Genomic DNA, 26,702 nt, shown 5'->3' with positions numbered 1-26,702 from the left:
TATTCAACCTTTAACTTTCAATACCCGGAACCACTTCTGCGGTACGTTTTTTCTTTCTGGCAAAGCGCCAGCGCAATTTATCCAGGTACAAATAAACCACTGGTGTCGTATACAGGGTGAGCACCTGGCTCAGAAACAGCCCCCCCACAATGGCCACCCCCAGCGGCTGACGCATTTCCACCCCCGCCCCCGTTGCCAGCACCAGCGGCAAGGCACCAAACATGGCGGCCAGCGTTGTCATCATGATTGGCCTGAAACGGACAACACAGGCTTCATAAATCGCCTGCTCGGGCAGGCAATCTTCCTGGCGTTCTTTTTGCAAGGCAAAATCCACCATAATAATGGCGTTTTTCTTCACAATGCCAATCAGCAAAAACACCCCGATCAGGGCAATTAGCGTAAATTCCATATCCACCAGCAGCAAAGCCAGCAAGGCACCCACGCCGGCCGATGGCAAGGTGGACAGAATGGTTAAAGGATGCATGTAACTTTCATACAAAATGCCCAGCACAATATACATCACCACCAGCGCGGCCAAAATCAGCCAAGGTTGCTGGCTCATGGTTTGCTGAAACATCTGCGCATTGCCTTCAAAACCGGCCTGGATTTCGTTGGTGGGCAAATTCAACCGGGCAACGGCATTTTCAATCGCGTTGCTGGCCTGCTCCAGCGTTACCCCCAGCGCCAGGTTAAAGGCAATGGAATCAGAGGCCAGCAAACCCTGGTGCTGCACGCTAAGCGGTGCATTAGCCGTCTTGAAAGTGGCAAATGCCGACAAGGGCACCCGCTTGCCATCTGCCGTCATTAATTCAATCGTATCCAATACCTGCGCATCCTGGGCATACTGCTGCTCCACCCCCATCACCACATGATATTGATTAAGCGCACTGTAAATCACCGACACCTGGCGCTGGCTGAACAGGTTATTCAGGGAACCGGCAATCAGGCTCATGTCCACCCCCAGCCGAGTCGCCATTTCACGGTCTATCACCAATTCAATCCGGCGCCCCTTGTCTTCCACCGCCGCCGTCACCTCGGTAATTTCAGGCAAGGCTGCCATGGCTCTTTGTACTTTAGGCATCCATTCCCTAAGTAACTCCAGGTCTCCGGACATTAAGGTATAGTCATAAGAACCCGTTGAACCACCACCCGGCCCGCCCACACGGATATCCTGCTGCGGCACCAATGACAGCTGGGCCCCCGGAATAACCGGAAACTTGCGGCGCAAGTTGTTAATCACTTCGTTGGCCGACAATTCCCTTTCATCAAACGGTTTAAGCTGGATCATCAAGAAACTGGAATTACTGCCACCGCGCCCGCCGGCATAACCCATCACGGTATCCACATTTGGATCTTTCAGGATTTCTTCACGGTAAACTTCCAGCTTGGGCACCATGGCCTGGAAGGAAGTGCCCTGGTCAACCCTGAAAAAGCCAAGAATCATGCCGGTATCCTGCTGCGGAAAAAAACCTTTGGGCACAATCGTATATAAATAAACGTTCAGGGCTATCGTGAACAACAGCGTCAGCAAAGTGAGGAATTTGAACCGCAGGGCCCAGCCCAGGGTTTTCTTGTAACCGCCCAGCATGGCATCGAAAAAACGGTTCCATTGCCGGGTCAGCCAGCCCTCTTTACGTTGAACCGGCTGATTTTTCAGCCACTGCGCACACATCATGGGGGTCAGCGTTAAGGAAACCAGCAGGGACATTAAAATCGCCACCGACAAAGTGACCGCAAACTCCCTGAACAGGCGTCCCGGCAATCCACCCATCAGCAGCAGGGGAATAAATACGGCAATTAAGGAAACACTCATGGTCATTACGGTAAAACCAACTTCTTTGGCGCCTTGCAGGGCCGCCGCAAAAGGCCACATACCACGCTCCAGGTGGCGGGTAATGTTTTCCAGCACCACAATAGAGTCATCCACCACAAACCCGGTGGCCACAATCAGGGCCATCAGGGAAATGGTGTTAAGCGAATACTCAAGGAAATACATGACAATGAAGGTACCCAGCAAAGACAAGGGCACCGAAATAGCCGGTATTAAGGTGGCCCGCACATTTTGCAAAAAAACCAGCACCACCAGGGTCACCAGCACCACCGACAGGATCAGGGTAAATTCAGCCTCGGCCAGGGTGGCCCGGATACTGGGCGTACGGTCCTGGACGATATCCAGATTTACCTGTGAAGGCAGAAGCAGGCTCAGGGCCGGCAATTCGGCCTTGACCAGTTCTACGGTTTTAATGATATTGGCCGACTCCTGCCGGCGCAACAGCATAATAATGGCATTTTCATCATTGTAAAAGCCACTATTGAAAACACTTTCGATTGAATCGTAAACCTTGGCCACATCTTTCAGGCGCACCGCCGCCCCATCCTGCCAGCGAATCACCAGGTTTTCAAAATCAGCCGCCTTGTCCAATTGCCCGTTGGTGCCAATCTGCCAGCGGTAGTCGGCATTTTCCAGAAAACCGTTGGGCTTGACGGTATTGGCCGAGGTAATCGCCGCGCGCACTTCGTCAAGGGCGATACCGTAAGAAGACAGGACATAGGGATTCAGATCCACCCGCACGGCAGGCAGGGAACTGCCGCCAATGGTTACCTCGCCAATGCCTTCCACCTGGGCCAGTTTTTGCGCCAAAATGGTTGAAGCCAGGTCATAAAGCTGGCCCTGGTCAAGCGTTTCAGAGGTAAGCGCCAGTGCCATAATGGGTGAAGAAGACGGATTTACCTTGCGGTAAGTGGGCGGCGTGCGCATGCTGCTTGGCAACAGGGGCCGGGCGGCATTGATGGCGGCCTGCACTTCACGCGCGGCATCATCAATATTCTTGTCCATCTCAAACTGCAGGAATATCCGCGTACTGCCTTCGGTATTGCGCGAACTCATCGACATCACGCCCGAGATATTGCCCAGAGACCGCTCCAGCGGGGTCGCCACACTGGAGGCCATATTCTCGGGACTGGCCCCCGATAGCGAGGCGCGCACCGAAATCATGGGGAAAGACACTTGCGGCAACGGGGCAACCGCCAGGAGGTAATAGGCAACCGCCCCCATCACGGCAATCGCCAATGCCAGTAAAGAGGTGGCAACAGGGCGCGAAATAAAGGGGCTAGACAGGCTCACTGCTTTCATCCCTTGCGGTGGTGGCGGCATGCCGCTTGCCCAGCCGGTCAAACATCAGGTAGATGACTGGCGTGGTAAACAGCGTCAAGATTTGGCTGCAAATCAGGCCGCCCACCATCACCAGGCCCAGCGGCTGGCGCAATTCCGCACCGGTACCAGTAGATAGCATTAATGGAATAGCACCAAAAAGGGCCGCCAGGGTGGTCATGAGAATCGGCCGAAAACGCAACAGCGCCGCCTGGTGAATGGCCTCTTGGGGGCTCAGGCCCTGATGTCTTTCCGCCTCAAGGGCAAAGTCAATCATCATGATGGCATTTTTCTTGACGATGCCAATAAGCAAAATAATGCCGATAATCCCGATCATGTCCAGCTCCCTGCCGGTCATGATTAAGGCCAGCAGTGCCCCTACAGCGGCCGACGGCAAGGTGGACAGAATGGTGATGGGATGGATATAGCTTTCATAAAGCACGCCCAGCACAATATACATGGTAAACACCGCCGCCAGCATTAACCAGAGCGTACTGGACAGGGAAGACTCAAACGCCTGGGCCGCCCCCTGCAAACGCATTTCTACCGACAGCGGCATACCAATTTGTGCCCTGACCGCGTTAACCACATCGACTGCCGCAGAAAGGGACACCCCTTCGGCCAGGTTAAAAGAAACCAGCGCCGCCGGGAATTGATCAACCCGCATCACCTCTAGCAGGGTTTGTGAGTTATCAATGCGGGCAATCTGGGTGAGCTGCACCGGACTGCCGTTGCTTGACGCCACATAAACATTGGACAAGTCTGCCGGTGACTGCCCATATTCGGGATCAGCCTCTAGCACGACCCGGTACTGGGCCGACTGGGTAAAAATAGTGGAAATCTGACGCTGACCGAAAGCATTGTAAAGCGCCTCATCAACCTGCGCCATGGACACCCCATAACGCGCGGCCGCATCCCTGTCCACCATCACATTGGCTTGCAATCCCCCTGTCTGGTAATTGTCGGTGACGCCGGTTAACAGCGGACTTTGCCTGAGCTGGCCCACAAATTCGGGCACCCATTGCTTCAGCAAGGCAGCGTCAATGCTTGACAGGCTGACCTGATATTGCGTACGGGCCACCTGGGTATCAATCGTGAGGTCCTGGGCCGGTTGCAGATAAACATTGATGCCGCTGATTGGGGCAAGGCGCGCTTCAAGGCGTTGCATGATGGCCGCAATACTGGCTCGGCTTTCATTGGACTTGAGCGATATTTGCAAACGGCCGGTATTAAGCGTGGTATTGCTGCCATCAATCCCCACAAACGACGACACAGACTCAACATCGGGTTCTTGCAGAACCAGCTCAACCACTTCCTGCTGGCGTTTGGATATCTGCTGAAATGAAGAGGACTGCGGCGCTTCGGTAATAACCTGGATCAGGCCGGTATCCTGCTGCGGAAAAAACCCCTTGGGAATCCACCAATATAAAAACAGGGTCAGCAACAGGGTCGCCAGCGCCACCACCAGGGTGGTGCCCTGATACCTGAGCACCACCCTGAGCATGCGATCGTAATAGTGGATAAGACCATCAATGGCCTTGCCCATCCTGGCATGAAAAGCGTTATCCTGATACTCGCTTTCGGGCTTAAGCATACGGGCGCACATCATGGGGGTCAGGGTTAGGGAAATAACCAGGGAAATCAAAATGGCCACAGCCAGGGTAATGGCAAATTCACTAAACAGCCGGCCAATCACGTCCTCCATAAACAACAAGGGAATAAGCACGGCAATCAGGGACACGGTAAGGGAAATCAGGGTAAAACCAATTTCCTTGGCCCCTTTAAGGGAAGCCTGCATGACCGTTTCCCCTTTTTCAATATGACGGGCAATGTTTTCGATCATGACAATGGCATCGTCCACCACAAAACCCGTGGCAATCGTTAAAGCCATTAAAGACAGGTTATTCAGGCTGAAGCCAAGCAGGTACATCACAGCAAACGTACCCACAATAGACAGCGGCACCACAATGGAAGGAATAATCGTGGCGCTGAAACTGCGCAAAAAAACATAGGTTACCAATACCACCAGGCCAATGGCCATCAGCATTTCAGACTGGACATGCGAGATGGACTGGCGAATGGTTTCGGTCCGGTCAGAGGCGATATCCACCGTGATAGAGACCGGCAAGGCAGATTGCAACTGGGGCAACAGAGCCTTGATATTATCAACAACTTCTATCACGTTGGCACCGGGCTGGCGCTGGATATTTAACAAAATGGCCGGTTCGGTGCCAATCCATGCCGCCTGCCGGGTATCTTCCGCATCATTAACCACCCGGGCCACATCGCTTAAGCGCAAGGGTGCGCCATCGCGGTAAGCCAGAATAAGCGCCTCGTATTCTTCAGGGGTTTTTAGCTGGCTGTTGGTATAAATCGTGGTGGCACGGCGTGGGCCATCCAGGTTGCCGGTGGGCTGGTTGATATTAGCACCGGTTACCCCGCTTCTGACATCGCCCAGGGTCATACCATTGGCCGCCAGGGCGGTGGGATTAACCTGTATGCGCACGGCCGGACGCTGTCCACCGGCAATGCTGACCAGCCCCACACCTGAAATTTGTGACAGTTTTTGCGCCATCCGGGTTTCAACCAGGTCGCGAGCCTCGTGCAGGGGCAAGGTAGGCGAGGTAATGGCCAGCGTAACCACCGGCGAATCGGCCGGATTCACCTTGTTGTACACCGGTGGCATGGGCAGGTCTGATGGCAACAGGTTGGAAGCAGCATTAATGGCGGCCTGCACCTCTTGTTCGGCCACACTCATGTCCAGCGACAGGGAAAATTGCAGGGTAATGACCGACGCTCCCCCCGAACTTGAAGAGCTCATTTGCGTCAGACCGGGCATTTGTCCGAACTGGCGCTCAAGGGGCGAAGTCACCAGCGAAGCCATGGCATCGGGACTAGCACCCGGATACAGGGACACCACCTGAATGGTGGGATAATCCACTTCGGGCAACGCAGAAATAGCCAGCTGACGGTAAGCGGCTATCCCAGTCAGGAAAAGAGCCACCATTAACAAGGTGGTAGCTACCGGACGAAGAATGAAAGCGCGCGAGATATTCACTGGATAATCTCTATTTTGGAACCATTGCGCAAGCGGTCAACACCCTCGGTGATAACCAGGTCACCCAGCGCCACTCCGTCAAGGAGTTGCGTATAAATACCATCGGTCACCCCCAACTTTACCGGCACCATTTCAGCCGTATTATCGGCAACTGCCCTAAAAACAAACGGTCCGCTTGAACTATTCTGGATCGCATCGGTTGAAATGGTCATTGCCTGCGGCACCTGGCGGATTTTCAGGCGCGTATTAACAAACTGGTTGGGAAACAGGCTTTCGTCTTCATTGGCAAAATTGGCTTTAAGCTTGAGGGTGCCGGTTGCAACATCTACCAGGTTATCCATGGAGGCCAGCACCCCGGTTGCCAGCTCACGCAGGTTATCGCGGTCCATCAGGGTCACTTCCAGCGGTACATCCCTGGTGTATTGCGCTGCCACCTCGGCAAGATGAACTTCAGGAATGGAAAACACCACTGAAACAGGCTTGACCTGGGTAATAGTGACCAGCGCTTCGGCCGCATTAGCCGTAACCAGATTACCAATGTCAATATTTCGCAAACCCAGCCGGCCATCAATGGGTGCCAGCACCTTAGTGTACTCAAGATTCAACTGGGCCTCATCAACCGCCGCTTTGTCGCTATAAGCCTGGGCTTCCAGCCGCTTAACCAGGGCAGCCTGCGTATCAACCTGCTGGCGGGCAATGGAATCCTGTTTATAAAGTGTCTGGTAGCGCTTCAAGTCTTGCCGGGCATTGGTCAGTTCCGCCTCATTCCGAGCCTGTTGCCCCTGAGCCTGCTGAAGCTGGATCTGGAAAGGACGCGGGTCTATTTCAACCAGCAGATCGCCCTGCTTGACGTTCTGCCCTTCGGTAAAGGCAATCTGCACAATGGGACCGCTTACCTGGCTTCGAACCGCGACCGTATTGAAAGCGGTGACCGTACCCAGGCCGGGCACCCTGACTTCCATGTCTTTTTGCTGCACGGTTTCAACCCTGACAGGCGTTACCATGCCAAGCTGCCCTGCTGCGCGGGAACCGCCTGACCGAGGCCCGGAGCCTGAGCGCTGTTCACCGGCGTTTTTTGATTGTGCCGGGGCATTACTATTGGTTGAAGCATTAAAAAAATATTGCCATCCAAAGTAGCCGCCAATCACAATCACGACAAATATTGCCAATCGGAAGAGATTAGATGGTTTTTTTACATTTTCTTGTGTTTGATTGGCCATTGCTTAACAATTCATTATTAAAAAATCAATAACGATATTGTGAACGATCTATATGGTTTCTGGCTACCTTGCATCCGCAATTTGAAATAAGTTGCAATACCTATTGGCTTAAACGTTGCAAAGGGCGATTTTAAAAGCAACCGGACTGGTAACCAACTCTGTTTTTTGCTCGGGTGAGAACTGGTGAAAACGGATCCAGATAATATATTTGTTGGCACTGATTTCCGGGTAGGTACGAATATGCTCTGGTACCCACACCCGGATAAGCTGATAAACCTTGCCACCCAGCATTTCCTGGTAAACACCTCCATCCTGGGTTGTTGCGTCAACCGGATGGCTGGCTTCACGCAACATTTTCAGTACCTGGGCCACGCCATCATACAAAGGCATGAAAGGCTTGATCCAGTTAAGCAACGCAGTTTTGCGCTCTTGCTCTGGAAACAGTTGCCAGGCGGAATAAGACGGCATATCCATTTGGGAGGTACCGCCCGGAATGGAAAAACGGTTTTTCAGGCTCATCAGCCATTCGTTTTCGCGGGTTGTCTGGCCGATACGCCCGGTACCCGACAAGGCAGCAGAAACCCGCTCCAGGTCGGCAATGGCCTGGTTCAGGGCCACGATATCGACATCGGGATAATGGCGGTATGCCTCGAGATTGGTTTTCTGTTTGTCGATATCCTGCAAAATTCCCGTACGCACTTCGGAGCGGTCACAAGAATCCATAATTTCAAACAAGACCGATAAAGCCACGTGCTGCTGCATGGCATCAGTTGCCCCGGCAAACGCAAACAGGCGTTTGAACAGATACTCCAGTCGCATAACAGACCGGATTCGTTCATTAAATGGATACTCGTATAAAATCAATCTCACTCCTTTGTGCATTCACCCAGAAACGGAAAGCTTCTGTGCCAGCAATAACCATTTTTGATGCAATTCAAAAGCGCGGCTCTGTAATTGTTCGTGGGTGACGCCACTACCATTAAATATCACTTCGGTGGCCACTGCAAGCCTTTGTTCACGGCTGGCCTGCGCCCTGATGATGTTCATAACCGCTTCAACAGACAGCCCGCTTCGGGCTTGCACCCGCAAAACCTGTTCGGACTCTTCGCAATCAACCACACAGATAACATTCAGGAAATCTTTGTATTTATGAATAGATTCCACCAGCAAGGGAATATCGTAAATCACGTAATCGCCGGTGGCACTGGCGGTTTTTTGGGCCATTTCCTGGTTAATAAGCGGATGGATAATCGCTTGCAGTTGATGGCGCACGCCGGCATCTTCAAAAACCAGTTTGCGCATATAGGCCCTGTTCATGCCACATTCAGCGCTGATGGCCTGTTTGCCAAAAATACTCTGAATAGCGGTAATCGCCTTGCCACCTGGCCCTGTCAGCTCATGTGAAATAGCATCGGCATCAATAATGGTGACATTCCATTGTGCAAACAAACGGCAAACGGTTGATTTTCCCGATCCAATTCCACCGGTTATACCGACCTTGAATTTTTCCATCTATGCACTCTATTAATTATAAAAACCGATAAACAGGCCTGTCCTGTTCAGGCTGGCAGACATTAAACGACAAGCACCACGCCAGACGCCAACAAGAAACCAGATACAAAAAACCCAGTCTGCGTACAATAATGTACACCAAACCGGGTTGACACGCCATAAGCAATATCAGTCAAACCGCTTGCCGGTTTTCCTGATGAAAAACGTACTTGAATCAGTCAAATTCACTAAAAGGAATTAAAAGATATAGTAAATGGACCAGATTTTTTGCTTGCATTTTCCGAAGAATACGTGCGCGGTGAGCCTCTATAGTTCTTTCGGTTACCCCCAGCATGGGAGCCACTATCTTGTTGGATAGCCCCTTGCCAATCAGCTTGAGCACTTCTTTTTCTCGTGGAGTAAGCAGTGCCAGTCTTTGTCGAAATATTAAATTTGAATTGTTCATACAACCTCCTTAACTCTTATATAAGACCTAAAAAAGATTATACGAACCATCCACGGGCCTGGCACCTACCCTTTCTGGTAAAAACCGGACAATTACAGCGCTATTTCCAGATTGTCGATAAGACGCGTAGCCCCCAATTTTGCCGCCGCCAATACAACCAGCGGTGTTTTATTGGCAATCTCTTCAGCGCTTGGCACATGCAAGTCAAGCTGCTTTCTGACCGATACATAATCAACCTGCCATCCGCGCCTTGCCAGTGTGCTTCTGGCAAACTCATCAAGGGCGGCCGGTTCGGTTTCTCCGGCCAGCAACCTGTCTTTGACCTGGTTAAGCGTGGCATACAGAAGGGGCGCTTCCGCACGCTCTGTGTCGCTTAAAAAGCGATTGCGCGAAGACAGGGCCAGGCCGCTTGATTCGCGTACCGTTTCATGGGCATAAATGGTCACGGGCAACTGGAACTGCCGGCACATATTACGCACGATCATGAGTTGCTGGTAGTCTTTTTTCCCGAACACCGCCACTTGGGGCTGCACACAGGAAAACAGTTTCAGGACCACGGTGCTCACGCCTTCAAAAAATCCCGGACGGAATTCACCTTCAAGGACATTACCCAAGTCGGAAGGGGTTTGCACGCTATAGCTTTGCGGCTCGGGATACATTTCCTTGACAGAAGGCGCAAACAGCACATAAACATCGCGCCGTTCTTCCAGTTTGGCAATATCCGCCTCTAGTGTACGTGGATACTTGTCAAAGTCTTCGTTAGGACCGAACTGTAACGGATTAACGAAAATACTGGCAACCACCGGGTCTCCGTGCTGTCGGGCAAGGCGCATTAAGGACAAATGCCCTTCATGCAGGTTTCCCATAGTGGGTACAAAGGAAGCCCGTAACTGGCCACGCAGCTGGTCCCTTAATTCCTCAATGGTGTGAACTACTTTCAATTGTCTTCCTTTCTTATTTATACAAGGTCAATTTATTCCACGGCAATTGTATAGGCAAGCCTTATATAAATGGGCGCATAAGGCTCGGCCTGGGTGATTTCCAATAATGATTCGCGGGCCAATTCCAGCATCGCGATAAAATGCACCACAATAACAGCCGCCGGTTCTCCTTCATCAACCCTTTCCATGAACAGATCGGTAAACTCCATGAAGCGGATATCTGACAATCTTCGCAAGATATGCGTCATGTGATCACGTACCGACAGCTGCTCGCGGGTAATCTGGTGATGGGCATTAAGCCTGGCCCGTTTCATGATGTCTTGCCAGGCCTGCCGAAGGTCTTCGGTACTGACCTCGGGCAACATGCGTTCCACGCTTAAATCCATATGCGCACTGGCCCGCTCGAAATCACGCCCCAGCTGCGGCAAAGTGTCCAGTTTTTGGGCCGCCAGCTTCATTTGTTCGTACTCAAGCAAGCGCCGCACCAGTTCGGCACGGGGATCTTCCACCTCTTCACCGTTATCCGACTTGCGAACCGGCAACAGCATTCTGGATTTAATCTCAATCAGCATGGCGGCCATGAGTAGATACTCGCCAGCCAATTCCAGGTTCTGGTTGCGGATTTGATCGACATAGCTCAGGTACTGTCGGGTGACCTCGGCCATGGGGATATCAAGCACATTGAAATTTTGCTTGCGGATGAGGTAAAGCAAAAGATCCAGTGGCCCTTCGAAAGCTTCCAGGAATACCTCAAGGGCATCGGGAGGAATGTACAGGTCTTGCGGGATATTGAACAGGGGCTCACCGTACAGACGAGCCAAAGCGACCGTATCCACCACATCGGGGGTACTGTCTATCTCGGGGTCCACCAGTGTATCGATTGCCGCAGAGGCCACTGCCATGGGAATGGCTTAGTTCGTTTGATAGACGTAGGGTTTCTGGGGAACACGGGCGGCCTTGAATTGCTTGAGCAGTTCGGCATCCTGCTGCTTGTCCCACAAAAGCGAACGCCCTTCAAGCTGACGCTTTTCAGTATCAGGATGAGTGGTTTTGTACGCATTAATAAATTGGGTAATATCTGATTCGTAATGTTGTGCCATGATCACTTACGCAAAAATAAACTTAAAGTGAAAGTTTACTGCATTTTTAGTGCAAAATCTGACTTAAAAACAGTTTGGTCCTTTCGTGCACCGGATGGTCAAAAAATGCATCTGGGGTGTTTTCTTCCACAATCTGCCCTTCATCCATAAAAACCACCCGGTCAGCCACTTTTTTGGCAAAGCCCATTTCATGGGTCACGCACAGCATAGTCATACCCGATTCTTCGGCCAGGGTCACCATGACATCCAGTACCTCCTTGACCATTTCAGGATCAAGGGCCGAGGTGGGTTCATCAAACAGCATGACCTTGGGGCTCATGCACAATGAACGCGCAATGGCCACCCGCTGCTGCTGCCCGCCCGACAATTGGCCGGGATATTTATGCGCCTGCTCGGGTATCCGGACCCGTTCGAGATATTTCATGGCGACCGCTTCGGCCTGGGATTTTGGCATTTTCAAAACCCAGATCGGCCCCAGAGTAAGATTTTCCAGCACAGTCAAGTGAGGAAACAGATTGAAGTGCTGAAACACCATGCCCACGTTACGGCGTACCTGTTCAATATTTTTCAGGTTATTGCTTAACACTACGCCATTGACAATAATCCGCCCCTCCTGGTGTTCTTCCAGCCGATTAATACAACGGATCAGGGTGGATTTTCCAGAACCGGACGGCCCGCAAATCACAATCCGTTCGCCAGGCGCGACCGACAGGTTGATATCCCTGAGCACATGGAACTTTCCATACCACTTGTTAACATTTTCCATCTGGACAATCAGATCTGACACACCGGGCTCCTTTTAACGCTTGTGTCCCGTATCCAGGCGAGCCTCAAGATTTTTGGCGTAGCGGGACATGGCAAAACAAAAAACAAAATAAATAAGTGAAATAAATAAATAAGCCTCGACACTGAAACCACGCCAGAGCGGATCGGCCAAGGCGGCCTTGGCCGACAGCGTCAGGTCATAAATACCAATCACCACCACCAGCGAGGTATCTTTGAACAGGGCAATAAAAATGCTCACCATGGGTGGAATCACGATCTTCAGGGCCTGGGGCAGAACAATTTTATACATTTGCTGCCAATAGCTCAGGCCCAGCGACTCGGCACCTTCAATTTGCCCCTTGGGGATGGCCTGTAGGCCACCGCGCACGGTTTCTGCTATATAGGCGGCGGTAAACATGATAATGGCAATTTGCGCACGCAGCAGTTTGTCAAAGGTAACCCCTTCGGGCAAAAACAGGGGCAGCATGACTGAAGACATGAACAGCAGGCTGATGAGCGGCACCCCCCGGATGATTTCAATATACACCACACACAGGGCCTTAATGGCAGGCATATTGGAGCGCCGCCCCAAAGCCAGCAACACCCCGAACGGAAAGGCCAGGCCAATACCGAAAGTAGCCAGAATCAAGGTAAGCGGCAAGCCGCCCCATCGGCTGTTATCGATGGGGCTTAAACCCAGTATCCCACCCCACATTAAAATGGCAACCGAACCCAGGCCCACCAGCCATATCAACAGCAGCCATTTATTCCAGAAAGTCCGTATGGCGCTGCAGACGATAACCGCCACCAGAATAATCACGGCCAGCAAGGGACGCCACTGTTCGGCATAAGGATAGGTGCCAAACAGGATAAGCCGGTATTTTTCGCGGATAAAGGCCCAGCAGGCTCCTTCTGTACCCCGGCACTCTGTGCCACTGCCAGCCGTGAAATTGGCCTTAAGCCAAACCCACTCGATGAGCAAAGGCGCTGTCATTAACAAAAACCAGAGAATCAGGGCCGTGATCAGGATACTGAGCGGAGAAGCGAAAAGATTTTTGCGCATCCAGGCAAAAATACCGCTTTCTTTTTTTGGCGGGAGCCGTCTTCCTGGCTGGACGGGGTCAATGGGCAAGGTATGTTGGCTCATTTTAACGCTCCACCAGGGCAATGTGCCGGTTATACCAGTTCATGAATACCGAAATGGAAAGGCTGACCGTGAGATAGGCGGCCATAATAATGATCACCCCTTCAATGGCTTGCCCGGTCTGGTTCAGCGTGGTGTTAACCACCGACACAATATCCGGATAGCCAATGGCAACCGCCAGCGAACTGTTTTTAGTCAGGTTCAGGTAGGTACTGGTCATGGGAGGAATCATGACGCGCAAAGCCTGTGGCAAGATGACAAGCCGCAATACCTTGCCTTTGCCCAGCCCGATAGAGCTGGCGGCCTCCCATTGCCCGCTGCCGATACTCTGGATACCCGAGCGGACAATTTCCGCCACAAACGCAGACGTATAAATAACCAGACCGGCCAGCAAGGCCGAGAGTTCAGGAGAAATAGACAGGCCACCGGTAAAGTTGAACCCCCTGAGCACGGGGTATTCCAGCGCCAGCGAAGCGCCGCCCAGAAAATAAGCAATAAGCGGAAAAGCCAGCATCATGAACAGGCCAGAACGGAAGACCGGAAAGGTTTTTCCGGTTTTTTCCTGCCGTTTGCGTGACCAGTAATAAAAAGCAAACGTACCTAACACGGCCAGTAGCAAACCATATAGTATCCAACTTAAGGAATCGCCCTGAAGGGCTGGAAACTTGAGCCCCCGATTGGAAAGAAAAACCCCGTCAACCGGATTAAGCGCCTGCCGGGGACCGGGCAGGCTTTCGGTAATTAAGGCATACCAGAAAAACAGCTGGATCAGCAAAGGAACATTGCGGATGGCTTCGATATAAACCGTCGCCAGCCGGGCAACCAGCCAGTTCGTTGACAGCCTGGCCACACCAATAATGGTACCCAGCAAGGTTGACAGGATAATACCCATGGCAGAAACCTGCAGGGTGTTGACGATACCCACCAATATGGCGCGTTTATAGGTGTCTGCCGGTGAATAGGCAATAGATGACTCACCAATGGCAAAACCGGCTTCACCATCAAGGAAGTCAAACCCGGTGGTGATATTGCGAATGGAAAGGTTATGCATGGTGTTGGAGACCAGATACCAGGCAACATACGCCACAATCCCCAACACCGCAATTTGGTAAATGATAGAGCGGAACGCCGGATCATTCCAGGAAAGATGTGTTTTATTTGTTTTTTTGGAAGCCATAAGCATTTACGGTACAAAGCAATGAATGTTTGTAACCCAAACAACGCCTGTTTGTATAGTCTTAAGGAAAAATGCAGGTATTATGTGCATTTATGCACCCGCCCTTTACCTGAACCAACATGATTGAATTCAAGCACGTCTTCAAGTCCTATGGCCAGAGTGCCAATATTCTGGCTGATATCAACTTCAACATTTCACGCGGTGAATTTGTTTTTGTGTCCGGCCCGTCGGGAGCAGGCAAATCCACCCTGCTCAAGTTGATTGGCGGGCTTGAGCATCCTAGCCGTGGGTCCATCATGGTTAACGGACAAAGCCTGGACAGCATGCCGGCACGGGCACGACCCTATTTACGCCGTGCGGTTGGCATCATTTTGCAGGATACGCATCTGCTGTATGACCGTAATGCCTTTGAAAATGTCATGCTCCCCCTGGCTGTCATGAATCTGGACCACAAAAAGGCCACCTCACGGGCACGCGCCGCCATTGCCAAAGTAGGGCTTTCCGGTAAAGAAAAGCTCAACCCGATCGCCTTATCAGGCGGAGAACAGCAACGCCTGGCCATTGCCCGCGCCATCGTCAACCGTCCTGCCATCCTGATTGCCGACGAACCCACCGCCAACCTTGACCAGGACAATGCCAGCCGCATTCTAGAGGTATTCCGGGATTTCAACCGGGTTGGCGTGACCACCCTGATTGCCTCCCACGACGTACCCCTGCTGCAACGCCACGCCAACCGGACCCTGCTGCTGGAACCCGGCCGTTTCAAAGACCTGGGAAAACACTGAATGAACACCTGGCTTAGACATCACCTTTACGCAATTCACATTGCCGCACGCCGCCTGCTGGGCACCCCCTTTTCATCCCTGACGAATATCATGGTCATTGCCCTGGTATTAACCTTGCCCCTGCTGGCAAGTGCCATTCTGGTTTCCATGGAACCCCTTGCCCGCAATATATCCGTCAACCCGGCTATTTCCCTGTTCATGAATGACACGACCACGATTGAGCGAACCCGTGAATTGGCCAAGCAGCTTCAAGATGAACATAGTCAGTCGATTCTTACCCTGGAAGTGATTGACAAGGCCCAGGCCCTGCAATCATTGAAAGCCTCTGAATCGTGGTCGGACGCCCTTAAGGTTCTGCCGCAAAACCCCCTGCCTCATTCCATTATCATTACCCTGTCCGATGAGGCCAGCCCAACCGAAATGGCCGAACAACTGGCGCAAGCCTGGAGCCAGCTCCCCGAAGTCGACGTGCTGCAGTTTGACAGCGCATGGATTCAGAAACTGGAAGCCATCCTGTCCTTTATCCGGATTGTGTTGGGTCTGCTGGCCGCTGGGGTTGCCCTTATCGTGATCACCACCATTTTCAATACCGTCCGCATGCAGGCACTGGTCCAGCGTGACGAAATTGCGGTTGCCCGCTTGGTTGGCGCCACTGAATCCTTTGTACGACGCCCCTTTCTGTATTTTGGTGCCCTTACGGGCCTGACGGCGGGTTTACTGGCCGTCCTGCTAAGCACCCTTACCCTGAGCGTTTTAAATCAAGCCATTACCCTGCTTTCCAGCAGTTACGGCATCCCGTTCAGTTTTACCCTGCCCCCTGCCTCATGGCTGGCCCTCACCATTGCACTGGTGATGATTATTGCCGCCACGGCAGCCCGCTGGTCGGTCACCCGTCATTCACATTTCTAAGCACATGCCATTTGCCAATCTTATCGTTGCCTGGCAAAAAAGCCATGGCAGACACCACCTGCCATGGCAGAACACGCGGAACGCCTATAAAGTATGGTTATCTGAAATCATGCTGCAGCAAACCCAGGTAGTCACGGTCATTCCGTACTATGAGCGTTTTCTGGCCACCTTCCCCACGATTCACCACCTGGCCGCCGCCGCCCAGGATGATGTACTGGCACTGTGGGCCGGCCTTGGCTACTATGCACGGGCCCGTAATTTGCATAAATGTGCCCAAACCGTGGTGGCGCAATGGGAGGGCGAGTTCCCCCGGCAGGCGCAAGATATCATGAGCCTGCCAGGCATTGGAAAATCAACCGCCCATGCCATTGCCGCTTTTTGCTTTGGTGCAAAAACACCCATTATGGATGGCAATGTCAAACGGATTTTTACCCGTTATTACGGTATTGAAGGGCAGACCAACAAAAGGGAAATTGAAAACCGGCTGTGGAAACAGGCTCATGAAAATATTGAACAGGCAGACAAAAACCTGGACATGCCCGCCTATACCCAGGGACAAATGGACCTGGGCGCCACAGTGTGCACCCGTAGCAAACCCAAATGCGATGCCTGCCCGCTGCAGTCTTCCTGTTATGCCTATCGTGAAAACAGGCAGGCAGAGCTGCCAACACCCAAAATAAAAAAAACCATCCCGGTGCGTTCGGTAAACATGCTGGTATTGCAGCACCAGGACCGCATCCTTGTTCAGCAACGCCCCGAGCAGGGCATCTGGGGCGGCCTGTGGTCATTACCCGAATTTCATAATGAACAAGAGTTGCAAAGCCTGCAAAACGACTGGCAGCAAGCGCAACAAAGCGCGCTTAAACTGGCCGCCTTCGAGCACGTTTTTACCCATTTCAGGCTGCATATACAACCCTACTGGCTTACCTGCACCCATCTTCCGTTAAGGGAAGAAAGCAGTAACAGCAGAAAGCACCAATGGTTGCCCCTGGACCAACTGGAAACCACGGCCTTGCCAGCCCCTATCCTGAAACTGCTGCAAGGCCTGCATCAGTTTTCAGGCACTGTGGATTTACTGGGCTCATAATTTGAAATACTCATTAACAGCCCACAGGCAAAGCCCAGGGTTACCAGGGCCGTTCCACCATAACTCATGAATGGCAGGGGCACCCCGACAATCGGCAAAATACCCATGACCATGCCCATATTCACAAAAACATAAACAAAGAACATCATGGTCAGGGCACCGGCCAGCAAACGGCCAAACTGGGTTCTTGCCTTCAGGGTAATGAAAAAGCCGCGCAACAACAGCAGGGAATACAAAATCAGCAGCAATATCCCGCCGTACAGGCCAAACTCTTCGGCAAACACGGCAAAGATGAAGTCGGTGGTGCGTTCTGGAATGAAGTCCAGATGGGTTTGCGTACCCTGCATGTAACCCTTGCCATAAATACCGCCCGAACCAATCGCAATCATCCCCTGAATGGTATGAAAACCCTTGCCAAGCGGATCGGTGCTGGGATCCAGCAAGGTGCACACCCGGTGTTTCTGGTAATCATGCAGCACAACCCAGTCAAAGCCGGGCGCACAAAGCATTTGTTCGTAATACAAAATAAGAACAAGCGCGGTCACCCCTATGACAAACAGGGGGGCCAACAGTTTGAAAGACAAGCCCGCAAAATAAATAACAAAAAAACCAGTGGCAAAAACCAGCAAGGCCGTACCCAGGTCGGGTTGCTTGACAATAAGCACAAACGGCACCAGTAGCAACACACCGGCAACCAGAAAATCAATAATGCGCAACTTGGCCCTGTGCTTGTCAAAATACCAAGCCAGCATCATGGGCACGACCAGTTTCATCATTTCAGAGGGCTGAATAACCGTAACACCCACATCCAGCCAGCGGGTTGCTCCCTTGTTGGTAATCCCAAAAAACTCCACACCCAGTAAAAGGACAACCCCCAACAGGTAAAATGAAATGGCCATTTTCATCATTCTGGAAATAGGTATCATGGCCACTATCCACATCACGCCAAAGGCCGCCAGAAAATTACGTCCCTGATCGGCAAAGCGCCAGTCAGTGCCCCCCACAGCCGAATGCATAATCGTCATACCCAGGCCAGACAACAAAGCCAGAATCAGTAACAGTGGCCAGTCTATGCAACGCAGGGAACCCAGAATCCAATTCATTACCCGGTTCATCGTTCACCTGCCTCATCATTTTGCGTACTTTCCCGGCCATTCCTGTTGATCTCGACGGGTGCCAGGATTTCAGGAGTATGCCCGGGGGCCTTATCATCCGGGTTGGCGGGAATATTCTCGGGAATCACCAAATCGGGAGAGATTTCTTCCTGTTGTTCCATATCATCAATCTTGGGGATGTATTCGGGAATATTCGCACGTTCGGGGGCCAGCCAGTAATCAAAAACCTTACGGGCAATGGGCGCTGCCACACTGGAACCCCAACCACCATTTTCAACAATCAGGGCCACGGCAATCTGAGGGTTTTCAACCGGTGCAAACCCCATATACAAGGCATGATCATGCAAGCGTTTGTTTAACGCTTCAGCCTTATATTTGGTGCCTTTCAGGCTAAATACCTGAGCAGTGCCGGTTTTACCGGCCGAATTATAACCGGCGCCGGCAAAAATCCTTCTGGCCGTGCCTTTGGCATTTACCTCGGCCAAGGCCGACTTGACCAGATCTATATGTTCTTGCGCCACATCCACCTTGTACTCGGGCTCCGAGACGGTTTGTTCAACTTTTTTCAGGACCGGGTTTTCTATCCAGTTAACCAGATGTGGCTTGGTATACACGCCATTGGCCGCCAGGGTTGCCGTTGCCTGTGCCAGTTGGGTAATGGTTAGCGAGTTGTATCCCTGCCCGACAGAAACCGAAATGGTGTCGCCTGGAATCCATTTTTGCTGGGCAGGACTCTTGAATGACTTTTTCTTCCATTCCCGGGAAGGCAAAATCCCTTTTTTCTCGTGCATTAAATCAATGCCGGTTTTCTTGCCAAAACCAAATTGCAGGGAAAAATCATGCAAGGCATCTACCCCAATCAGGGGACCCAGACCGAAAAAGTAAGTATCTGAAGACACCACCAGGGCCTTGTGCATATTGGTTGGCCCATAGGCTGCCCCGCCTGCATTGCGAAAACGCTGGCCACCATACTCGAAAAAACCCGGGTCGGAAATTTTGGCATTGGGGTCGCGTACCCCCAGATTCAGGGCTGCCAGAGCCACAAATGGCTTATAAGTGGAACCAATCGGGAAAGTGCCGTAAATGGGCCGGTCAATCAGAGGATGGTCGGGCGAGTCCGACAGGCGGCGCCAGTTTTCAACGTCAATGCCATCGACAAACAAATTAGGGTCATAAGAAGGAGCCGATACATAGGCCAGCACCTGCCCGTTACGCGGGTCGATAGCCACCAGGGCACCACGCTGGAGATTCTTGGGATCGTTATAAATGCTCTCGACCAGTTTTTGCAGCCCCATATCCAGCGACAGGCGCAGGTTATCGCCGGGAATGGGATCGGTTCTTTTCAACACCCGTACTGGCTTGCCGGAAGCGGCAATTTCCACTTCTTCCCAGCCGGTTTTTCCGTGTAACCGTTCTTCGTAACTGGCTTCAATCCCTTTCTTGCCGATGACCTCGGTACCCCGGTAATTACCCTCAAGCCCTTTTTCTTCGAGCTGCTCCTGGTCCCGTTCGGAAATCCGTCCAACGTAGCCAATCGCGTGCGCCGCCGATTCGCCTTCAGGATACTCCCGTACCCAGCGTGCCTTCAGGCTGACCCCCTTGAACTTATAGGAGTGCGCGGCAAAAGTGGCCGCCTCGTCGTCGGTCAGGTTACTTTTAAGCAGAACCGAAGCAAAACGGTTTGAGCTACCCAGCCGGCGCTTGAAGCGTCTGAGCTCAAGCGGAGACAAATGAATAATCTGCTCGAGCTGTTCGAGCATTTTCGGCACATCCCCAACCTGCCCGCGCACCATTTCAAGTATATAGTCACGATGACTGCGGGCCAGAACGACCCCGTTTCGATCAAGGATATCACCCCGGCGAGGCGTAATGGGCACCAGGGTAATACGGTTTCTTTCGGCCCGTTCTGACAGACCCTGGTAGCGCTCTACCTGCAAGACCCACAAGCGGTTAACCAGCACACTGAAACACAGCAGCACAAACAACACGGCCACCACCACCCGGATAATCAGTTGTCGCCGCTGGAGCAATGCCTGCTTCCTGAACTCAAACATGGGCTTTTCCCGTTCCGAAGCTAGAGGGTTGCATCATCATCTTCTATCGGACGCAACGGCAGCTTCAGGATAAGGTCGGCGGCCAGCCATAACACCCCTGTAATCACCCCTGACCAGACCCATACCCAGCCGGGCCAGACACCGGCAAACCATGCCTGCATCAGACGACTGGGGATGGGCGCCAGGAAAAAAATCGGGAACATGTGAATAAGCTGGCTGATAACACCAAACCGCATCATGCGTTTACGAATGGTTAAGGTTCCGTAAATAACCAGGACATAGGTAAGGGCATGTTCACCCAGAATATTCATGTCATGGACGTCCATTAAGAAACCAAAGCAAAAGGCGGCCAGCAAACCCACCCCTTTTACTTCATGGGCACACCAGAATGCCAGAACCAGTATCAGCAAATCGGGCGAACCCTCCCAGCCGCGCCAAGGCAGCATGGATGCCATCCAGACAAATATAATTGTTCCCCAGCCATACACCGGATTGACCATGTAGGAGTACTGGGTGGATTGCAGTGGTTGCAGCGATTTCAGGTTTTTCTTCTCCATGAACTAATTCTTGCCGTATTTTTTAGTGGTTGGCCCCTTGGCCAAAATATCAAGTTCATCCTTTCCCGGGACCTCGTCGGTAGGCACCAGCAACACCAGAAAATGACGGTGGCGTTCGGGATGCGCCGAAGGTTCGGCAATGGCCCGTACAAACCCTTCAGCCGAATTGGCTTCGATGGAAGTCACGGTGCCAATCGACAGCCCTGCCGGATAAATTCCCCCGATACCACTGGTTGTCAGGCTGTCGCCCACCCTGATATCGGCATCCATGGATAAATACCTGACCTCAAGCTTACCGCCCTGGCCAGAACCAAATACAATAACCCGCAGGCCATTGCGCAGCACCATGGCGGGAATCGAGACTTTTTCATCGGTAATCAGGGCCGCTTCCGATGTCATGGCGGTTACCCGGCGGATTTGTCCCACCACCCCGCCTTCTCCAATAACAGGCATGCCAGGCTCTATCCCATGACTGCTGCCTTTGGTAAGCACCATGGTCTGGTTCAGGGGATTGGGAGCCGTATACAGGATTTCCACCGCCACCGATGGCGTCTGGGCAGTATGTTTGATGCCCAGCAACCGGCGCAACTGAATGTTTTCAGCCGCCATTTGTGCCGCATGGGCGGAAATTTGCGCCAGTTCTATGCGCTGGCGCTGTACTGCCTCGCTTTCCTGTTTGGCAATAGCCACAATATTGGACCAGTCATTGAATTTGGCCACCGCATCGCGTGGCCACAAGGCTGCTTTCTGAAAGGGATACAGGACAACCGCTGTCGTCTGCCGGATAGGATCAAGCACCCGCCAGCCGGAATCGGTAATCATCAACCCAATACATAACAAGACCAGGAAAAACAGTCTTACCTCTGCAGCCGGCCCATGTTTGAATAAGCGGATTGATCTGTTCTGCTGCATAAAACAACCGTAGGAAGAAGTACAACAACATGGACCGGGCCATTCTGTACGGGTATGGCCCGATGAGAAATTCAGTCGTTACGGGATTTAGTCATTAATAAAGATAGGACCCAGTTTCTCCAGGTGTTCCAGTGCTTCTCCGCAACCCTTGACAACGCAGGTAAGGGGGTCGTCAGCCACGACCACTGGCAAACCGGTTTCCTCTTGAAGCAACCTGTCCAGGTCTTTAAGCAAGGCGCCACCACCGGTTAATGCAATGCCCTTTTCAGTAATGTCGGCACCCAGTTCAGGCGGTGTTTGCTCAAGGGCAATTTTAACCGCAGATATAATCTGGTTCAAGGTGTCGGACAGGGACTCGAGAATCTCGTTGGAGGTAACGGTAAAGCTGCGCGGCACACCTTCAGACAGATTCCTGCCCTTGACTTCCATTTCACGGACCTCGGTGCCCGGAAAGGCCGAACCGATTTCTTTCTTGATGAGTTCAGCGGTAGGCTCGCCAATGAGCATGCCATGGTTGCGGCGGATGTAATTGATGATGGCTTCATCGAATTTGTCTCCGCCCACACGGACGGAACCCTTGTACACCATGCCCCCCAACGAAATAATGGCCACTTCGGTCGTGCCACCGCCAATATCCACAATCATGGAGCCACTGGCGTCAGACACATTAAGCCCGGCACCCAGGGCGGCTGCCATGGGTTCTTCGATAAGATAAACCTGACTGGCACCAGCGCCCATGGCGGCCTCACGGATAGCGCGACGCTCTACCTGGGTGGAGCCGCAAGGCACACACACGATAATACGCGGGCTGGGTGCAAACATGCTGCGCGGATGAATGATGCGGATAAACTGCTTGATCATTTGCTCGGTCACCGTGAAATCGGCGATTACACCGTCTTTCATGGGGCGAATGGCTTCGATATTACCAGGTACACGACCCAGCATTTGCTTGGCAGCATGACCCACTGCCTGAATGATTTTACGTCCGTTGGGGCCGCCTTCGTGGCGAATCGCAACCACAGAGGGTTCATCAAGCACAATGCCTTTTCCGCGTACGTAAATCAGGGTATTGGCGGTACCCAGGTCAATAGCCATATCTGTTGACAGATAACTTCTTAAAAATCCGAACATTTTTCGCGCAGGTAAAAATTTTTAGGGGAGATAAAAGCGCAGTGACAAGTCCAGCGCACATAACGATTAAAATAACCTATTATAATAACTGAAAATTGCTGCCAACTAACGGATTTAGTGCGCCAACGCATTGTTTTCTTTGTAACCTGGTGCTGTTTTCTTTACTAAATCCCAAAGTTTTTTATTTTATTTTTGTATACGCCCTTTTTTCTTTTTATTTTTTATATCGCAAGAATTATATGTCACTCTCCCTAGAAGATGTAACGCGTATTTCGCGCCTGGCACGACTGGAACTGACTCCTGAAAAAAAGGAGCTGGCCCTGAACGAACTGAATAATATTCTGGGACTTATCGAGAAGCTGCAATCCGTGGATACCACCGGTGTCGAGCCACTTGCCCATCCGTTATCCGCGCATGAAGATATCACGCTCAGGTTGCGTGAAGATGTCATTACCGAAACCAGCTCCGAATCCGGACGCGACGCCATACTGGCCAACGCCCCAGCCACCGAAAACGGCTTATTCCTGGTCCCTAAAGTTATCGAGTAACCATGAGCAATACAACCACCCATCCCACTTTTTCCAGTATTGCCCAAATGCGCAAGGCGCTGGACGACAAGCAGGTTAGCGCAACCGAACTTGCCCAAGAGGCACTTGACCGTGCCAATGCGGTAAAACACCTTAACATTTTCTTGCATATCAATCCCGAAGCCAGCCTGGAGCAGGCCAAACAGGCCGACCAGCGCATTGCCGAAGGTAAGCAACATTTGCTAACCGGCATTCCAATTGCCCACAAAGACGTTTTTGTCACCCGTCAGTGGCGCACCACGGCGGGCAGCAAAATGCTTGAAAACTATACCAGCCCCTTTGATGCCACTGTTGTCGAGCACCTGAAAAATGCGGGCGCTGTGAACATTGGCAAGCTCAATTGCGATGAGTTCGCCATGGGTTCGGGTAATGAAAATTCTGCCTTTGGTGCCTGTCTTAACCCCTGGGATACCAGCGCGGTGCCGGGTGGTTCATCGGGCGGTTCTGCCGCTGCCGTTGCTGCCGGTATTGTACTGGCAACCACTGGCACTGATACCGGCGGTTCGGTGCGTCAGCCAGCGGCCATGTGTGGTGTCAGCGGCATCAAGCCAACCTATGGCACGGTATCCCGCTTTGGCATGATTGCATACGGGTCAAGCTTTGACCAGGCCGGCCCCATCGCTGGCAGCGCCCAGGATCTGGTTGAGCTGCTTGATGTCATGAGTGTTTTTGACGAACGCGACGCCACCTGCATTGAATCATGCGATGGCACACCCAACCGCCAGGGTCGGGTCAAACAAGACTACCTTGACACCCTGGCCAGCCAGAATACGCAGGGCAGCCTGCCGCTGAAAGGCTTGCGAATTGGTGTACCCCAAGAGTTTTTTGGCCCGGGCCTGTCTGCTGATGTAGCCAGTGCCGTTGAAGCCGCCCTGCAGCAATACGAAGCCCTGGGTGCCGAGCGGGTTGCCATTTCCCTGCCACGTACCGAGCTGTCTATTCCTGCCTATTACGTGCTGACCCCGGCCGAGGCTTCAAGCAACCTGTCACGCTACGATGGCGTGCGCTATGGTTATCGCGCCAAAGAGTACAAGGGTCTTGAAGAAATGACCAGCCGCTCGCGGGCACAGGCCTTTGGCCCCGAAGTGCAGCGCCGCATCATGATCGGCACTTATGTTCTGTCGCAAGGCTACTACGATGCCTATTACCTGCAGGCACAAAGAATCCGTCGTCTCATTGCCAATGACTTCCAGGCGGCCTTTGGCTCACAATGCGACGTCATCATGGGCCCTGTCAACCCCAGCGTTGCCAAAAACATTGGCGACAACCGCGATGACCCTACCGCCGACTGGCTGGCCGACATCTTCACGCTAGGCGTCAGCATGGCAGGCTTGCCAGCCATGTCCATTCCTTGCGGATTTGGCGGCACCAACGGCAACCGCCCCATAGGGCTGCAAATTATTGGCAACTACTTCAATGAAGGCAAAATCCTTGCCATTGCAGATCGCTTCCAGCAACACACAGACTGGCATACTCGTAAACCGGAAATCAAATAATGAAATGGGAAATTGTCATTGGTCTGGAAACGCACGTACAGCTTTCCACACAATCTAAAATCTTTTCAGGCAGCAGCACCGCTTTTGGTGCCGCCCCCAACACACAAGCCAATATGGTTGACATGGCCCTGCCCGGCAGTCTGCCGGTCATGAACAAAGCCGCCGTAGAAAGAGCTATTCGTTTTGGCCTGGCTATTGGTGCCGAAGTGGCGCCCCGTTCGGTGTTTGCGCGTAAAAACTACTTCTACCCCGATCTGCCCAAAAACTACCAGATCAGCCAGTACGAACTGCCTGTCGTGGTGGGTGGAAAAATTTCCTACTTCGTGGGAAAAGAAGAAAAAACCCTTAACCTGACCCGTGCCCACCTTGAAGAAGATGCCGGCAAATCCCTGCACGATGACTTCATTGGCCCGTTGGGCGAGCTGTCTACCGGGATTGATTTAAACCGTACCGGCACCCCCTTGCTGGAAATCGTGACCGAACCCGAGCTGCGTTCGGCCGCCGAAGCGGTTGCCTACGCCAAAACCCTGCATGGCCTGGTGGTCTGGCTGGGCATTTGCGACGGCAACCTGCAAGAAGGCTCGTTCCGTATCGACGCCAACGTATCCGTACGTCCCGTAGGGCAAAAAGAATTTGGCACCCGTGCCGAAGTCAAGAACGTGAACTCTTTCCGTTTTCTTGAACGCGCCATCCTGTTTGAGGCCCGTCGCCAGATTGAACTGATCGAGGACGGTGGCACCGTTATTCAGGAAACCCGTCTGTATGACGACGTGAAAGATGAAACCCGCAGCATGCGCACCAAGGAAGATGCCCACGACTATCGCTACTTCCCCGACCCAGACCTGCCACCGCTGGTCATTTCACAGGAATGGAAAGACCGTGTGCAGGCCAGCATGCCCGAATTGCCGGCCGCCCGCCGCGAGCGCTATTGCAGCGAACTGGATCTGCCCGCCTATGATGCCGCCCAGCTAACCGTTTCACGCGCCATCTCAGACTACTTTGAAGACACCATCAAGGTACTGCCCGAAGGCAATGCCAAACTGGCCTCCAACTGGATTATGAGTGAATTGTCCGGTGCCCTTAACCGGGACGAACTGGACATTGAAAACAGCCCGGTCAGCCCCGAACAACTGGCCAAAATGCTGCTTCGCATTATTGACAACACCATTTCCAACAAGATCGCGCGTGATGTGTTTGCCGATATGTGGGCCGGTGAACACAATCGCGATGCAGATGCCATTATCGAGGCCAAAGGCCTGAAACAAATCAGCGACAGCGGTGCCATCTCAGCGATGATTGACGAAGTGCTTGCCGCCAACCCTGAAACCATTGAAGAGTACCGGGCCGGCAAACAAAAAGCCTTCAACTCGTTAGTGGGCAAGGTAATGAAAGCAGGTAAAGGCAAGGCCAACCCAACCCAGGTGAATGAGATTCTTAAGGAAAAACTGGGGTAGGTATTTGTAGCCATACCCAACCAAAAAAACAGCTGGTTATTCTTGAGAATGATCGGCTGTTTTTTTATATGGCTTGCGGTGAAACTACCCTGTGGTCGCGAA

Annotated in this window: 23 protein-coding genes; 6 read left to right on the top strand and 17 right to left on the bottom strand. The window is 52.4% G+C overall.

Translation table 11 applies throughout. From position 1 onward, the window contains the following. Window positions 1–10 precede the first annotated feature (10 nt). From JHL22_RS06150 to JHL22_RS06095, 12 genes are all read right to left on the bottom strand, one after another. Window positions 11–3,124, bottom strand: a complete 3,114-nt coding sequence (locus JHL22_RS06150; protein ID WP_200235049.1) for an efflux RND transporter permease subunit — start codon at window positions 3,122–3,124, stop codon at window positions 11–13. Then, entirely contained in the window at window positions 3,111–6,209 is a 3,099-nt protein-coding gene (locus JHL22_RS06145) for a multidrug efflux RND transporter permease subunit (RefSeq protein ID WP_200235047.1), read from the bottom strand. Before JHL22_RS06145 ends, JHL22_RS06150 begins: the two co-directional genes overlap by 14 nt. Next, window positions 6,206–7,429 (bottom strand): MdtA/MuxA family multidrug efflux RND transporter periplasmic adaptor subunit, encoded by a 1,224-nt coding sequence (locus JHL22_RS06140; RefSeq protein ID WP_200235045.1) that lies wholly within the window; start codon window positions 7,427–7,429, stop codon window positions 6,206–6,208. The genes JHL22_RS06145 and JHL22_RS06140 overlap by 4 nt, the downstream gene beginning before the upstream one ends. Window positions 7,430–7,537: 108 nt before the next feature. Next, a complete protein-coding gene (gene zapD / locus JHL22_RS06135) occupies window positions 7,538–8,299 on the bottom strand; it encodes a cell division protein ZapD (protein ID WP_329610641.1) in 762 nt (253 codons plus the stop codon). Window positions 8,300–8,311: 12 nt separating this feature from the next. After that, window positions 8,312–8,941 carry a dephospho-CoA kinase gene (gene coaE / locus JHL22_RS06130; RefSeq protein WP_200235041.1) on the bottom strand — a complete coding sequence of 210 codons (630 nt, stop codon included), beginning with the start codon at window positions 8,939–8,941 and terminating at the stop codon, window positions 8,312–8,314. 214 nt (window positions 8,942–9,155) lie between these two features. Further along, entirely contained in the window at window positions 9,156–9,386 is a 231-nt protein-coding gene (locus JHL22_RS06125; protein ID WP_200235039.1) for a response regulator transcription factor, read from the bottom strand. 92 nt (window positions 9,387–9,478) lie between these two features. After that, the gene (gene panC, locus JHL22_RS06120) at window positions 9,479–10,327 is read right to left on the bottom strand and encodes a pantoate--beta-alanine ligase (protein ID WP_200235037.1); all 849 of its coding nucleotides are present in this window, start codon (window positions 10,325–10,327) and stop codon (window positions 9,479–9,481) included. 32 nt (window positions 10,328–10,359) lie between these two features. Then, window positions 10,360–11,229 (bottom strand): segregation and condensation protein A, encoded by an 870-nt coding sequence (locus JHL22_RS06115; protein WP_200235034.1) that lies wholly within the window; start codon window positions 11,227–11,229, stop codon window positions 10,360–10,362. A gap of 9 nt (window positions 11,230–11,238) precedes the next feature. Continuing rightward, window positions 11,239–11,427 carry a DUF3460 family protein gene (locus JHL22_RS06110; RefSeq protein ID WP_200235032.1) on the bottom strand — a complete coding sequence of 63 codons (189 nt, stop codon included), beginning with the start codon at window positions 11,425–11,427 and terminating at the stop codon, window positions 11,239–11,241. A 46-nt stretch (window positions 11,428–11,473) separates the two neighbouring features. Next, the gene (locus JHL22_RS06105; protein WP_200235243.1) at window positions 11,474–12,193 is read right to left on the bottom strand and encodes an amino acid ABC transporter ATP-binding protein; all 720 of its coding nucleotides are present in this window, start codon (window positions 12,191–12,193) and stop codon (window positions 11,474–11,476) included. A gap of 33 nt (window positions 12,194–12,226) precedes the next feature. Continuing rightward, window positions 12,227–13,255: an amino acid ABC transporter permease gene (locus tag JHL22_RS06100; protein WP_234041158.1), complete on the bottom strand. Its 1,029-nt coding sequence runs from the start codon at window positions 13,253–13,255 to the stop codon at window positions 12,227–12,229. A gap of 85 nt (window positions 13,256–13,340) precedes the next feature. Further along, window positions 13,341–14,513 (bottom strand): amino acid ABC transporter permease, encoded by a 1,173-nt coding sequence (locus tag JHL22_RS06095; RefSeq protein WP_234041148.1) that lies wholly within the window; start codon window positions 14,511–14,513, stop codon window positions 13,341–13,343. A gap of 119 nt (window positions 14,514–14,632) precedes the next feature. Between JHL22_RS06095 and JHL22_RS06090 the strand changes: the two genes are divergently transcribed. Genes JHL22_RS06090 through mutY form a run of 3 tightly spaced genes read left to right on the top strand, consistent with a single transcriptional unit; the run spans window position 14,633 to window position 17,294 of the window. Further along, complete coding sequence (locus JHL22_RS06090; RefSeq protein ID WP_200235026.1) at window positions 14,633–15,298, top strand: cell division ATP-binding protein FtsE; 666 nt, start codon at window positions 14,633–14,635, stop codon at window positions 15,296–15,298. Continuing rightward, window positions 15,299–16,207, top strand: a complete 909-nt coding sequence (locus JHL22_RS06085; RefSeq protein WP_200235024.1) for a cell division protein FtsX — start codon at window positions 15,299–15,301, stop codon at window positions 16,205–16,207. A 4-nt stretch (window positions 16,208–16,211) separates the two neighbouring features. Beyond that, window positions 16,212–17,294: an A/G-specific adenine glycosylase gene (gene mutY, locus JHL22_RS06080; protein ID WP_200235022.1), complete on the top strand. Its 1,083-nt coding sequence runs from the start codon at window positions 16,212–16,214 to the stop codon at window positions 17,292–17,294. On the opposite strand, the gene rodA is transcribed toward mutY, so the two are convergent. The 5 genes from rodA to JHL22_RS06055 form a co-directional block, all read right to left on the bottom strand. Continuing rightward, window positions 17,258–18,409 (bottom strand): rod shape-determining protein RodA, encoded by a 1,152-nt coding sequence (gene rodA, locus JHL22_RS06075; protein ID WP_200235019.1) that lies wholly within the window; start codon window positions 18,407–18,409, stop codon window positions 17,258–17,260. The genes mutY and rodA overlap by 37 nt on opposite strands. Beyond that, the gene (gene mrdA, locus JHL22_RS06070) at window positions 18,406–20,463 is read right to left on the bottom strand and encodes a penicillin-binding protein 2 (protein WP_200235017.1); all 2,058 of its coding nucleotides are present in this window, start codon (window positions 20,461–20,463) and stop codon (window positions 18,406–18,408) included. The genes rodA and mrdA overlap by 4 nt, the downstream gene beginning before the upstream one ends. A gap of 20 nt (window positions 20,464–20,483) precedes the next feature. Continuing rightward, the gene (gene mreD / locus JHL22_RS06065) at window positions 20,484–21,020 is read right to left on the bottom strand and encodes a rod shape-determining protein MreD (protein WP_200235014.1); all 537 of its coding nucleotides are present in this window, start codon (window positions 21,018–21,020) and stop codon (window positions 20,484–20,486) included. A 3-nt stretch (window positions 21,021–21,023) separates the two neighbouring features. Beyond that, entirely contained in the window at window positions 21,024–21,932 is a 909-nt protein-coding gene (gene mreC, locus JHL22_RS06060) for a rod shape-determining protein MreC (RefSeq protein WP_200235012.1), read from the bottom strand. 87 nt (window positions 21,933–22,019) lie between these two features. Further along, complete coding sequence (locus JHL22_RS06055; RefSeq protein ID WP_200235010.1) at window positions 22,020–23,063, bottom strand: rod shape-determining protein; 1,044 nt, start codon at window positions 23,061–23,063, stop codon at window positions 22,020–22,022. Window positions 23,064–23,302: 239 nt separating this feature from the next. On the opposite strand from JHL22_RS06055, the gene gatC reads away from it, so the two are divergent. The 3 genes from gatC to gatB are packed head-to-tail and all read left to right on the top strand — an operon-like array spanning window position 23,303 to window position 26,600. Beyond that, window positions 23,303–23,611, top strand: coding sequence for an Asp-tRNA(Asn)/Glu-tRNA(Gln) amidotransferase subunit GatC (gene gatC / locus JHL22_RS06050; RefSeq protein WP_200235008.1), 309 nt, complete (start codon window positions 23,303–23,305; stop codon window positions 23,609–23,611). Window positions 23,612–23,613: 2 nt separating this feature from the next. After that, on the top strand, window positions 23,614–25,146 hold the full coding sequence (gene gatA, locus JHL22_RS06045) for an Asp-tRNA(Asn)/Glu-tRNA(Gln) amidotransferase subunit GatA (protein ID WP_200235006.1): 1,533 nt from the start codon (window positions 23,614–23,616) through the stop codon (window positions 25,144–25,146). Then, window positions 25,146–26,600: an Asp-tRNA(Asn)/Glu-tRNA(Gln) amidotransferase subunit GatB gene (gene gatB, locus JHL22_RS06040; protein WP_200235004.1), complete on the top strand. Its 1,455-nt coding sequence runs from the start codon at window positions 25,146–25,148 to the stop codon at window positions 26,598–26,600. Before gatA ends, gatB begins: the two co-directional genes overlap by 1 nt. Window positions 26,601–26,702 lie beyond the last annotated feature (102 nt).

Source organism: Advenella mandrilli (assembly GCF_016595155.1).
Classification (GTDB): domain Bacteria; phylum Pseudomonadota; class Gammaproteobacteria; order Burkholderiales; family Burkholderiaceae_B; genus Advenella; species Advenella mandrilli.
This window is presented reverse-complemented; position numbering and strand designations above follow the sequence as displayed.

Coding starts and splice junctions, on each gene's coding strand:
- JHL22_RS06125 (WP_200235039.1), bottom strand. CDS start 9,386: ATGAACAATTCAAATTTAATATTTCGACAAAGACTGGCACTGCTTACT.
- JHL22_RS06085 (WP_200235024.1), top strand. CDS start 15,299: ATGAACACCTGGCTTAGACATCACCTTTACGCAATTCACATTGCCGCA.
- gatB (WP_200235004.1), top strand. CDS start 25,146: ATGAAATGGGAAATTGTCATTGGTCTGGAAACGCACGTACAGCTTTCC.
- JHL22_RS06095 (WP_234041148.1), bottom strand. CDS start 14,513: ATGGCTTCCAAAAAAACAAATAAAACACATCTTTCCTGGAATGATCCG.
- gatC (WP_200235008.1), top strand. CDS start 23,303: ATGTCACTCTCCCTAGAAGATGTAACGCGTATTTCGCGCCTGGCACGA.
- JHL22_RS06110 (WP_200235032.1), bottom strand. CDS start 11,427: ATGGCACAACATTACGAATCAGATATTACCCAATTTATTAATGCGTAC.
- JHL22_RS06105 (WP_200235243.1), bottom strand. CDS start 12,193: ATGGAAAATGTTAACAAGTGGTATGGAAAGTTCCATGTGCTCAGGGAT.
- rodA (WP_200235019.1), bottom strand. CDS start 18,409: ATGAACCGGGTAATGAATTGGATTCTGGGTTCCCTGCGTTGCATAGAC.
- JHL22_RS06115 (WP_200235034.1), bottom strand. CDS start 11,229: ATGGCAGTGGCCTCTGCGGCAATCGATACACTGGTGGACCCCGAGATA.
- JHL22_RS06090 (WP_200235026.1), top strand. CDS start 14,633: ATGATTGAATTCAAGCACGTCTTCAAGTCCTATGGCCAGAGTGCCAAT.
- mreD (WP_200235014.1), bottom strand. CDS start 21,020: ATGGAGAAGAAAAACCTGAAATCGCTGCAACCACTGCAATCCACCCAG.
- gatA (WP_200235006.1), top strand. CDS start 23,614: ATGAGCAATACAACCACCCATCCCACTTTTTCCAGTATTGCCCAAATG.
- JHL22_RS06140 (WP_200235045.1), bottom strand. CDS start 7,429: ATGGCCAATCAAACACAAGAAAATGTAAAAAAACCATCTAATCTCTTC.
- mutY (WP_200235022.1), top strand. CDS start 16,212: ATGCCATTTGCCAATCTTATCGTTGCCTGGCAAAAAAGCCATGGCAGA.
- mreC (WP_200235012.1), bottom strand. CDS start 21,932: ATGCAGCAGAACAGATCAATCCGCTTATTCAAACATGGGCCGGCTGCA.
- JHL22_RS06055 (WP_200235010.1), bottom strand. CDS start 23,063: ATGTTCGGATTTTTAAGAAGTTATCTGTCAACAGATATGGCTATTGAC.
- coaE (WP_200235041.1), bottom strand. CDS start 8,941: ATGGAAAAATTCAAGGTCGGTATAACCGGTGGAATTGGATCGGGAAAA.
- mrdA (WP_200235017.1), bottom strand. CDS start 20,463: ATGTTTGAGTTCAGGAAGCAGGCATTGCTCCAGCGGCGACAACTGATT.
- JHL22_RS06100 (WP_234041158.1), bottom strand. CDS start 13,255: ATGCGCAAAAATCTTTTCGCTTCTCCGCTCAGTATCCTGATCACGGCC.